Source organism: Streptomyces sp. NPDC028991 (assembly GCF_055564775.1).
Map to the genome: position 1 here is coordinate 20,389 of NZ_JBVHVP010000004.1, position 8,925 is coordinate 29,313.

Below are 8,925 nucleotides of genomic sequence, written 5' to 3' on the forward strand. Positions count from 1 at the left end.
CTCGGTATTCCCCCTTCCATCACAAATTTCTGACGGTGTATCAGTTGTTATGCGGAGGGCGGTCGGTCCGTCACGTCCGGTGATATCGATCAAGGTCGTCGTACGGCGAGCAGTGCCATGTCGTCGGCCATGCCGCCCCCGGAGTGCCGGCGCACGTCGTCGGCGAGGGTGTCGAGCAGTTCCACCGGGTGCCGGAACACCCGGCCGGCCAGCCGGACGTGCGGATCGTAGAACTCCCCCCGCGTGTCCCGTGCTTCCGACAGCCCGTCGGTGTACAGCAGCAGCGTGGCCCCACCGGGGAACTCGGCCTCCTCCGCACGGTCGGGCCACACGCCCAGCTCCCCCATGCCGAGCGGCAGCGCCGACTCGCGGGCGGGCAGCGGCCGCAGGGTGCCGTCGGCGTACAGCAGCAGGGGCGGCGGATGGCCGCGGTTGACGATGCGTACGGTCCCGTCGCCGTGCGGGAGTTCGGCGAGCACGGCGGTGGTGAACCCCTCGAAGGCGTCCAGCCCCTCCCGCCGGGTGCCCTCGCGGGCCAGCGCCCGCTCCAGCCGTTGCGCCACCGCCTCCAGGGTCGCCTCCTGCTCGGCGGCCTCCCGGAAGGCGCCGATCACGACGGCGACGGCGGCCACCGCGCCCATGCCCTTGCCGCGCACGTCGCCGACGATGAGCCGGATGCCGTGCGAACTGTCCTGCACCGCGTACAGATCACCGCCGATGAAGGCGTCGGCCTGCGCGGCCTCGTAGCACGCGGCGATCTCGAAACCGCCGATCCGCTCGGCGGGCTCCGGCAGCACGGCCCGCTGGGCGGCCTCGGCGATCTCGCGGACGGAGACGAGACGCTCGCCGGTGCGGCGGACGAAGCCGTTCACGAGTACGGCGAGCACGGCGACCGTGGCGATGGTGATCAACTCGGTGAGCGAGTCGACGTAGTGGATGACGCCCTTGCCGAGCTGCAGTCCGACGACGGCGGCCACCACGGCCAGGCCGGTGAGCGCCGTGCCGCGCCGTGAGTAGACCGGGGCGGCGACCAGGGGCGCGGCCGTGTAGAGGGGGCCCGCGGTGAAGTACCTCGGGGTGAAGATGTCGTACAGGATGGCGACGACGATCAGCAGCACGGGGAGCAGGCGTAAGAAGGTCCGCCCGTACGAGGCCCGCCACCGCCGCACCGGCCCCGTGGCCTCGGTGACCGGCAGGGGCTCCGGCCGGTCACCGAGGCCGGGGTCGGGCACGGGATCGCGGGGAAGCCGGCCGCCGGCCCGGGCGTAGGCTCCCTCGTCGTCCACGTCACCTGGCCGCACCACTCGTCTCCCGCCACCCCGCACGTCCGCGCCGCTTGCCGTCCCGTCCCCCAGGTTTCCCGGAGCGGGGGCGGGGGGCGAGCCGTGGGGGCCGGTCGGGTGAGGGTGGCGGGTGCCGGGATCACGTCCGTGAACGCACCGAAGGCCGGAATCCTCATGGATTCCGGCCTTCGGCCTTGAGTAGCGGGGACAGGATTTGAACCTGCGACCTCTGGGTTATGAGCCCAGCGAGCTACCGAGCTGCTCCACCCCGCGCCGTTGTGTCTCTACTGTACGTCATCCCGGGGGTGGAATGCACATCCGTATCCCCCTACCCCTCCAGGTGGCGGTTCGGCGCCTTCGCCCGCTGCTCGTACTCCGGCAGTACGACGACGCCGGCGCCCCCGGCCGCGAGCACCCCGCTGCCGTCGGCCCCCGGCACGAAGGTGTCCGGCTCGCGCCAGGCCGTGACCACGCGGCGCACCCCGGCGTCGAGGATCAGCCGGGCGCAGGGCGCGGGGCGGGAGGCGCGGCGGGCGCACGGCTCCAGGCTGCTGTACACGGTGGCGGTCGCGAGGCGCGGATCGGCGGGGTCGGCCTTCGCGAGCGCGGCCTCCTCGGCGTGCACGACGGGGTCGCCGCCCTCCCGGGAGTGGCCCCGCGCCAGCTCGGTCCCGTCGGCGGCGACCACGACCGCCCCCACGCTGAACGCCGTCTCCGACGGCGGGCACAGCTCCGCCAGCTCACAGGCGAGCTCCAGCCAGTGCCGGTCGGCGGCGGTGACGCGGTCGCCGGTGCCGGGGGCGGTGGGCAGGTACCGCGTCAGCACCACGTCCTCGATGCGCCGCGACTCCACCAGCCGCAGCCGCCCGCTCTGGTAGGCGCCGGGCCCGAACAGCCGGGGCGCGTCCGGGTCGCCCACGAACAGCGGCGCGAGGACGAGCTGCAGTTCGTCGGCGAGTTCCCGCTGCAGCAGCTGGGTGTGGACGGTCCCGCCGCCCTCGACCATGAGCCGCCGCACGCCCCGTCGGTCGTGCAGGTACTCCAGCGCCGTGCGCCAGTCGAGTGCGGCCCCGAGCGGCACGACGTCGGCGGCGATCCCCAGCGCGCGGGCCCGCCGGGCGCCGTCGTCCGTGGTCAGGAGCACCTTCTCCCCACCCGTGTGCCAGAACGCTGCCGCCGGGTCCAGCTCGCCGGTGGCGCTGACCGTCACCTTCAGCGGGTACTCCGCCTCCCCGGCCGCGACCCGGGCCGCCCGCCGCTCGGCGGAGTTCACCAGCAGACGCGGATTGTCGGCCCGGATCGTGCCGGCGCCGACGAGGATCGCGTCGACGGAGGCCCGCACCTCGTCGACGCGGTCGAAGTCGGCCGGGGAGGAGAGCAGGAGCCGTTCGGGGCCGGTGTCGTCCAGGTAGCCGTCGAGGGAGACGGCGGCGGAGAGGAGGACGTAGGGGAGGGGCATCGAGGCGACTCCGGTGGGATGGCCCTGGACTTCCGCGGACGAGACCGGTGAACACTCTCCATCCCGACCGACCCGCCGTGTGGACACGGCGTGCCCGCCCATCCTGCCAGTTCGGGCCCGGGGAACGGCGGAACGGAGGCGAGCAGCAGCCCACCGGGCGGCCGGTACCGCGTAGCTCGGCGACCGCCTGTGAAGCACGCGGAGGCGAAGCCGGCCGGGGCACCTTGCCGCCGATCTCCATGTTCCGTCGGCTGATCAGCGGTGGGGCCGGGGGTCGGGCCGGCGCCGGGTGGCATGGATGGAACCGAGCAGATTGAGGGACTGGGCGCTGGGGCTGCCTGGTTCGGCGTGGTAGATGACGAGCTGCTGGCCGGGTGCTTCGCGTACGTCGAAAGCCTGGTAGGTGAGCGTGAGGGGGCCGACGTCCGGGTGGAGCAAGTGTTTGGCGTCCTGGGTCTTGCCGCGCACGGTGTGGGCGTTCCAGAGGCGGGTGAAGTCCGCGCTGTGCTCCGTGAGGGTGCGGACGAGTTCACGCAGCCGTGGGTTGTCCGGGTCGAATCCGGTCGCCTCGCGAAGGTTGGCGACGGTGGCCTGCGCTGCCCGGTCCCAGTCCGTGTAGAAGTTGCGGCCCGCGGGGTCGAGGAAGGTCATGCGGGCCAGGTTGTCCGTCGGCTCGAACGGGGCGTAGAGGGCGTCGGCCAGAGCGTTGACGGCGAGGAGGTCCAGGGTCCGGCTCATGACGAACGCCGGAGTGTTCGGGTAGCCGTCCATCAGCTGTCGCAGCGCCGGGCTGACCCGCTCGGCGGCGTGGACGGAGGGCCGGTCGTTCGGCGTGGCCCCGGCCAGTCGGTACACGTGCGCGCGGGCGTCCACGTCGAGGCGCAGCGCGCGGCTGAGCGCGTCGACCACCTGGGGTGAGGGGTTGCGCTCGCGGCCTTGTTCCAGGCGGGTGTAGTAGTCGGCGTTCACTCCGGCCAAGACGGCGACCTCCTCGCGGCGCAGTCCGGCGACTCTGCGGGCCCCGTAACTCGCCATACCGACGTCCTCCGGCCGCAGGCCGGCGCGGCGTGTGCGCAGGAAGTCTCCCAGGTGGTTGTCGTCCATGTGTTCAGGCTAGGCGGCGGCCCGGTGTGCTGCCTGGGTGTGCCGCACCCAGGCAGCACGCGTCCTGGTTGATGGCCGCTGACCTGCCCAGACTCGGTGGAGCGGGAAAGACCGCCCTACTCGAGGAGAGGAGTCCGCCATGGCCGGGACCGTTGAGGGCCACCACGTCGACGTGGTCGGGATGTGGGTGACCGCGGATGGTCACATCCGTCAGGAGCTGCTGCCGGACGGCCGCTACGACGAAGCTCGTGGCGAGCGGCGCAGCGCGTACACCGGCCGGTACACGGTGACCGGCAGCCACCTGGACTACGTCGACGACACCGGGTTCACCGCCACGGGCGACATCCGGGACGGAGTGCTCCATCACGAGCACCTCGTGCTCTACCGGGAGCAGAAGTCGTCGTAGAGGAGGCCGGGGCGCGCGCCCCCGCCCGCCCTGTCACCCGGGGGCCGATCCGCCGTCGGCGGACCAAGAGGTCCCGACACGGCAATCAGTCAGCCAGCCGGCAGCAACGAGAATCAAGGACCATATCCATGACAGGACAACGACTCGACGGCAAGGTCGCGCTGATCACGGGCGCGACCGGCGGCCTCGGCACAGCGACCGCCGAACTCTTCGCCCGCGAAGGCGCCCGGCTGGTGATCACCGATGTCGCCGAAGGCCCCCTGTGGGACCTGTCCCACCGGATCGGGGCACGCGGCGCGGAGGTCGTCGCTGCCCGCCTCGATGTCTCCTCCGCGCGGGAGTGGGATGAAGTGATCACCGTCGTACGCGACCGGTTCGGAACGCTGGACGTGCTCGTGAACCTCGCCGGCATCCTGGACTGGCCAGGTATCGAGGACACGCGGGAAGAGGCTTGGGACCGCGTCATCGACGTGAACCAGAAAGGCACATGGCTCGGCATGAAGGCGGCGATGGCGCTCCTGCGTGCGAGCGGCAACGCGTCGGTGATCAATACGTCGTCGGTACTCGGCCTGGTGGGAAGCGGTGCGGCTGCGGCCTACCAGGCGTCCAAGGGGGCCGTGCGCCTGTTGAGCAAGACCGCCGCGGTCGAGTACGCCCGGCAGGGAGTACGGATCAACTCGGTGCATCCCGGGGTGATCGCCACGCCGATGATCCAGGAACTCCTGGACGACCAGGGCGACCAGGGCGACCAGCAGCCGGACATCCGACGCACCCCCATGCGCCGAGCCGGCCGCGCCGACGAGATCGCACCCGCGATCCTCTTCCTGGCCTGCGACGACTCCTCGTTCGTCACCGGCTCGGAGCTGGTGGTCGACGGCGGGCTCACCGCGCACTGAACAGCCCGGCCGTACGACGTCCACGACGTCCTGCCGTGAACGCCGCGCCCCCGTGAGCGCGCCGACGGCTTGGCCCAGCCTGGCCCGTTCACCGCGCCACTGCACAACACCCCAGGTGCTGCCCCGCACCGGCGCCTGCACTCACCTTCACCATCTCCAGGGACCGCACCATGACACCTGCCACCGCGTCCGCCGAAGCAAGCGAAGCATCCGAATCCGCCGAGTTCGCTGGGAAGAACGCCCTCGTCACCGGGGCCGCGCGCGGCGTAGGCAAGGAGACCGTGGCACTCCTCCACGCCCGCGGCGCCCGCGTCGTCGCCGTCGACCTGCGCCCCGACATCACGTCTCTGCCGGACCAATTCCCCGGCGTACTGGCGATGCGCGGCGACATCACGCAGGAAGAGACCGCCGCCCGCGCGGTGCAATCCGCCCTGGACACCTTCGGAGGACTGGACATCCTGGTGAACAACGCCGGACGCGCCCTGAACAAGCCCGTCACCGAAACCACCGCCGAGGACTGGGACACCGTGATGGCGGTCAACGCCCGCGGCGCCTTCTTCTGCACCCGCGAAGCCTTCCGGGCCATGAAGAACCGCGGCGGCGGCGCCATCGTCAGTACTGGCTCCTACACCTGCACCGTCGCCCTGCCCGAAGGCGCCGCCTACAGCGCGTCGAAGGGTGCTCTGGCCCAGCTGACCAAGGTGCTCGCCGTGGAGGGCGGGCCACTGGGCATCCGCGCCAACCTCGTTGCCGCAGGCGTCATCGAGACCGATTTCCTCGACACGATCCGCTCCGACAGCCGTGCGTACCTGGCGTCCTTCGCCGACGCACAGCCCCTGGGCCGAGTCGCACAGCCCGAAGAGATCGCCGAGGTCCTGTGCTTCCTCGCCTCACCACGCTCGAGCTTCATCACAGGAGCCGTGATCGCCGCCGACGGCGGCTTCACCCGCGGTCTAGCCGCATCGCCCCGTAGCGTTGTCCACGCGGCGAAGAACTTCGGCAACAGGCTGAAGCCGAGCCTGGTCGCCCCGCTCTTGCGCCCACTACCCGCGCCCTACTTTGCGGCTGGCGTCTGGGCCAGGACTCCTGGGCCTTCTACACCGGCACGCTGATCCGCCCGGCGAAGGCGTCGACGTCGTCCATGGCGCCGAGGACCCGGCGCGGGCCCGGAGCGGCGACGACGACCAGCACGTCGCAGCCGGCCTGCTCCACACGCCAGGCGTAGCGCACGCCCGCGACGATCGTGCGGTCGCCCTCGGTCTGCGTGTAGCGCAGGGAACGCAGGCCGGTGCCGAGCAGCCCGGTCGTGAAGTCCTCCACGAGCGGCTTCTCCACCAGGCAGGGGTCCTCCGGGACGCCAGCGTCACCAACAGCGTCCTCCGGGAGGGCGGGGCCGTTTTTCGTGCGTCCGGGCCTACTCCGGAGCCCGGTTGGAGGAGTCGAGGGTGGCCTTGGCCGTGGACGTGTCCAGCAGCCGCAACCAGCTCATCCTCGACACACCCGTGGCCACTCGGGCCCAGCGACGGGCCAGCTAGCGATCATGAGGGGCGGTCAAAACGGACAGGGCCCCAGCTCACTTCCTGCGTGAGCTGGGGCCCAGCTGGTAGGCCCTGTGGGACTCGAACCCACAACCAATGGATTAAAAGTCCACTGCTCTGCCAATTGAGCTAAGGGCCCAGGCGTTGTGTCGCGCGGTGTTGCGTGATGTTGCCACACCGAGCATAGCCCGACACGGCCGGGACGCCGATCGGGTATCGGGGTCACGGCCGCGTCGGGCCGGTGTCGCGGGACGCGGTGGTTACGGGTCCACCGGCTCGGGAGCGTTCGCGCGGGCCGCCGCGCGGGCCCGGTTGCGTTCGTGGCCGGGGTTGAGGAACCAGTGGCGGGCCGAGGCCAGCCACCAGGTCGCGGCGAAGCCCAGGACTGCCAGGACCGCGACCGGCGCGTAGTTGAAGGTCTCCCAGGTGACCGGCGAGACCTGCGGCAGCATGAACAGGACCGTGATGACGCCGACCCACGCCACCGCCACCACGCCCACCAACTGGGACCAACGGCCCAGGTGCCACGGGCCCCGTTCGAAGGCGGCGCCCTTGCGGACCCGCAGCAGGGTCGGGATGACGTACGCGATGTAGAGGCCGATGACGGCGATCGACGTCACCGCCGCGTACGCCGTCACGTTGATCAGGTAGGGCAGGCCGAGGACCAGCGCGGCCATTGCCGCCAGCCAGACCGCCGCGACCGGCGTGCGGGTGCGCGGGCTCACGGTGTGCCAGACGTGGGAGAAGGGCAGCGCGCCGTCGCGGGAGAAGGCATAGATCATGCGGCTGTTGGCCGTCACCGACGCCATCCCGCAGAACAGCTGCGCTCCGATGACGACGAGGAGGAGAAGCTTGCCCGCGGTCGCGCCGAGCGCGTCGAGCAGGATCTGGGCCGGCGGCGCACCGGTCGGGGAGGTGAGGGCGCCCTCGTAGGACTGGATGGCGAAGGTGAAGCCGAGGAGGAGCACGAAGCCGGCGATCCAGGACGTCCAGATGGATCGGACGATGCCCTTGGGGCCGGCCGTGGAGGCGTCGTGCGTCTCCTCCGTCATGTGGGCGGAGGCGTCGTATCCGGTGAAGGTGTACTGGGCCATCAGCAGGCCGATGAGGACGACGTAGACGCCGCTGCCCCAGCCGGTGTTGTTGACGAACTCGCCGAACACGAAGGACGCCGACTGGTGGTCGTCGGGCGCGAAGGTCAGCGCGCCGACGATGACCGCGACGCCGAGGACGTGCCACCAGACGCTGATGCCGTTGAGGAGGCCGACGATGCGGACTCCGAAGGTGTTCAGCAGGCCGTGGAGGACGAGGATGGCGGCGAAGAGGAGGATCGTGCGGCCGGGCGTGACCTCGAAGCCGAACTGAAGGTTCAGGTAGGCGCCCAGGAAGGACGCCGCGCCGAAGTCGATGCCGGCGGTCACCGCGACCTGTCCCAGCACGTTGAACCAGCCCGTGAACCAGGCCCAGGCCGCCGCCGTACGGGGCGGTGCGAGGCGGTGCGCCCAGAAGTACAGGCCCGCCGAGGTCGGATACGCCGAGCAGATCTCGGCCATCGCCAGGCCGACGAAGAGGGTCATCAGGCCGACGGCGACCCAGCCCCACGTGATGACGGCGGGGCCGCCCGTGTTCATGCCGAACAGATAGAGGGTCAGGCAGCCCGAGAGGACCGAGATGATGGTGAAGGAGACCGCGTAGTTGGAGAACGCCGACATGCGGCGGGCCAGCACCTGAGTGTAGCCGAGCTGAGCCAGCCGTTCCTCGTCCGAGAGTCCACTCGCCTTGGCGTCGTCTGTCATGCCCCCAGCAATTCCCTTGCGCGGGGCGTGACATGCGTCACTCAATGACCGAAAACAGCCCGGCAGAAAGCGCCGTGGCCTCCACCCGGTGGGGCGGAGGCCACGGCGCGTTCAGACGGTCAGACGTCAGCCGTTGCGCTTCCAGCGCGGCTTGTCGTCACGGCGGCCGAAGGAGGAACCGCGGTGGTCGTCGCGGCGGCCGTACGGACGGTCGTGGCCGCCGGAGCGGAAGCCGGGGCGGTCGCCCTGGCGGTCGCGGTTGAACGGACGGTCGCTGCCGGGGCGGTCACCCTGACGGTCGCGGTTGAACGGACGGTCGCTGCCACGGTGCCCGCCGCGGTCACCGCGGTCGTCACGGCGGAATCCGCCACGGTCACCGCCGCGGTCGTCACGACGGTCGAACGAACGCCCACCACGGTCACCACCACGGTCACCACGGTCAT

General features: G+C 71.2%; 7 protein-coding genes, 2 tRNA genes and 2 pseudogenes. 3 read left to right on the forward strand and 8 right to left on the reverse strand.

All coding sequences use genetic code 11. The features are described 5' to 3' along the window. Positions 1–89 precede the first annotated feature (89 nt). The 4 genes from ACZ4V1_RS10290 to ACZ4V1_RS10305 form a co-directional block, all read right to left on the reverse strand. On the reverse strand, positions 90–1,301 hold the full coding sequence (locus ACZ4V1_RS10290) for a PP2C family protein-serine/threonine phosphatase (RefSeq protein ID WP_468332382.1): 1,212 nt from the start codon (positions 1,299–1,301) through the stop codon (positions 90–92). A 181-nt stretch (positions 1,302–1,482) separates the two neighbouring features. Continuing rightward, positions 1,483–1,556, reverse strand: a tRNA-Met gene (locus ACZ4V1_RS10295). Between the two features lie 55 nt (positions 1,557–1,611). Beyond that, entirely contained in the window at positions 1,612–2,742 is a 1,131-nt protein-coding gene (locus tag ACZ4V1_RS10300) for a dihydrofolate reductase family protein (protein ID WP_468332385.1), read from the reverse strand. 255 nt (positions 2,743–2,997) lie between these two features. Next, positions 2,998–3,846: a helix-turn-helix transcriptional regulator gene (locus ACZ4V1_RS10305; protein ID WP_468332388.1), complete on the reverse strand. Its 849-nt coding sequence runs from the start codon at positions 3,844–3,846 to the stop codon at positions 2,998–3,000. Between the two features lie 139 nt (positions 3,847–3,985). Between ACZ4V1_RS10305 and ACZ4V1_RS10310 the strand changes: the two genes are divergently transcribed. The 3 genes and pseudogenes from ACZ4V1_RS10310 to ACZ4V1_RS10320 all read left to right on the forward strand — a co-directional run. Continuing rightward, the gene (locus ACZ4V1_RS10310) at positions 3,986–4,252 is read left to right on the forward strand and encodes an Atu4866 domain-containing protein (RefSeq protein ID WP_468332391.1); all 267 of its coding nucleotides are present in this window, start codon (positions 3,986–3,988) and stop codon (positions 4,250–4,252) included. 128 nt (positions 4,253–4,380) lie between these two features. Further along, positions 4,381–5,148, forward strand: a complete 768-nt coding sequence (locus tag ACZ4V1_RS10315) for an SDR family NAD(P)-dependent oxidoreductase (RefSeq protein WP_468332394.1) — start codon at positions 4,381–4,383, stop codon at positions 5,146–5,148. Between the two features lie 170 nt (positions 5,149–5,318). Continuing rightward, a pseudogene (locus ACZ4V1_RS10320) lies at positions 5,319–6,095 on the forward strand (SDR family NAD(P)-dependent oxidoreductase); the annotation flags it as partial. A gap of 148 nt (positions 6,096–6,243) precedes the next feature. On the opposite strand, the gene ACZ4V1_RS10325 reads toward ACZ4V1_RS10320, so the two are convergent. The 4 genes and pseudogenes from ACZ4V1_RS10325 to ACZ4V1_RS10340 form a co-directional block, all read right to left on the reverse strand. Next, positions 6,244–6,483, reverse strand: coding sequence for a hypothetical protein (locus ACZ4V1_RS10325; protein ID WP_468332397.1), 240 nt, complete (start codon positions 6,481–6,483; stop codon positions 6,244–6,246). A gap of 266 nt (positions 6,484–6,749) precedes the next feature. Then, positions 6,750–6,825 (reverse strand) — tRNA-Lys (locus ACZ4V1_RS10330). Between the two features lie 121 nt (positions 6,826–6,946). Continuing rightward, the gene (locus tag ACZ4V1_RS10335) at positions 6,947–8,482 is read right to left on the reverse strand and encodes an amino acid permease (protein WP_468332399.1); all 1,536 of its coding nucleotides are present in this window, start codon (positions 8,480–8,482) and stop codon (positions 6,947–6,949) included. A 126-nt stretch (positions 8,483–8,608) separates the two neighbouring features. Then, positions 8,609–8,925, reverse strand: a pseudogene (locus tag ACZ4V1_RS10340) (DEAD/DEAH box helicase); the annotation flags it as partial.